Here is a 1,603-nt window from a genome sequence, read left to right as displayed (position 1 = left end):
TTTATTTATGATAGATATGAGAAGATTAGAAATGGTTGGGGCTAACTTTGATGCTAAATCTTTATTTGGTACTATAGGTTGGAAAGGAAGTGTGGATTATACTATAGTTAATGGAAGAGTTGTTGTTGAGAAAGGAAAACTTATTAGTGTAGATGAAGAGAAAATGTATAGACTTGCTGATGAAACAGAAAATAAATATTTGTCAAAAGTATAAATTAATGTTGGCATAATAAAGTTTTTAATATATCTATAATATTATTATTAATAAAAAACTAAAAAATAATTCTATATCAAAAATTATTAATAGTTATTAAATAAATATTATAAAAAATTTAATTATTATCAAAAAATCTTGACAATGTTTAAAGCCTTACTATACTTGAATACATATGATAATTTTATATAAGGAGACATACAAGCTATGGAAATTTTTAATTACATGGAAAAATATAATTATGAAGAGCTAGTATTTTTCAATGATAGTAAAACAGGTCTTAAAGCTATTACATGTATTCACTCTACGAAATTAGGTCCTTCTTTAGGAGGCACTAGACTTTGGAATTATAAATCAGAGAGTGAAGCTATAGAAGATGTTTTGAGACTAGCAAGAGGTATGTCTTTAAAATCGGCATGTGCTGGTCTTGATTTAGGAGGCGGTAAAACAGTAATAATAGCAGACCCTAAAAAAGTTAAAGGCAATGAACTTTTCTGGAGGTCATACGGAAGATTTATTGAATCTTTAAACGGAAGATATATTACTGCTGAAGATGTAAACACAAGTACAGAAGAGATGGAATATGTTGCTAAAGAAACTAGTTTTGTAGCAGGACTTAGAAGTAAATCAGGAGACCCTTCACCTATGACAGCTTATGGTGTTTATATGGCTATGAAGGCTAGTGCTTTTAAAGCATTTGGAAGCGATAATTTGGGCGGTAAAAAAATATCTGTTCAAGGGCTTGGACATGTGGGTTTAGTTTTATGTGATTATTTGGCTAAGGATAATGCTGAGTTAGTAGTATCTGATATTGATAATGATAAAGTAAAAAAAGTTGTTGAGCTTTATAAGGCAAAAGAAGTTAATGTTAATGCTATATATGAACAAGATGTTGATATATTTGCTCCTTGCGGACTTGGTGCTATTATTAATGATGAAACTATACCAAAATTAAAATGTAAGGTTATAGCTGGTTCTGCTAATAATGTTCTTAAAGAATCTCATCATGGAAAGATTTTAAAAGAGAAGGGAATAGTATATGCTCCTGACTATGTAGCAAATGCAGGAGGCGTTATAAACGTAGCTATGGAAAACCCTGTTTATAATTATGAAGCTGCAAAAAGTGCTACAGAGAAAATTTATGATAGGATACTAGAGATTTTTGAAATATCAGACAGAGAAAATATCTCTACTAATGAAGCTGCAGATAAATTAGCTATACAAAGAATAGAATCAATAGGCGAGATACATTCAAGGTATATAAGAAAGTAGTGTATACAATTATATTTTGCAATATAAGGTTTTGCTTTATTCAACTTTTTACCACTTTCGCGTTGCGGACTTCGTCAAAGTTTTCGTCCTTCGGGCACGCTTCGCGAAAGTGCAAGT

Annotated in this window: 1 protein-coding gene and 1 pseudogene; both read left to right on the top strand. The window is 30.4% G+C overall.

Features of this window, described 5'->3' with window-relative positions; all coding sequences use genetic code 11:
* Positions 1-214: pseudogene (locus tag E6A48_RS07860) on the top strand (8-oxoguanine deaminase); the annotation flags it as partial.
* A 207-nt stretch (positions 215-421) separates the two neighbouring features.
* Positions 422-1,486, top strand: coding sequence for a Leu/Phe/Val dehydrogenase (locus tag E6A48_RS07855; RefSeq protein WP_219709486.1), 1,065 nt, complete (start codon positions 422-424; stop codon positions 1,484-1,486).
* Positions 1,487-1,603 lie beyond the last annotated feature (117 nt).

The organism is Brachyspira pilosicoli, assembly GCF_019402445.1.
GTDB lineage: Bacteria > Spirochaetota > Brachyspiria > Brachyspirales > Brachyspiraceae > Brachyspira > Brachyspira pilosicoli_B.
This window is presented reverse-complemented; position numbering and strand designations above follow the sequence as displayed.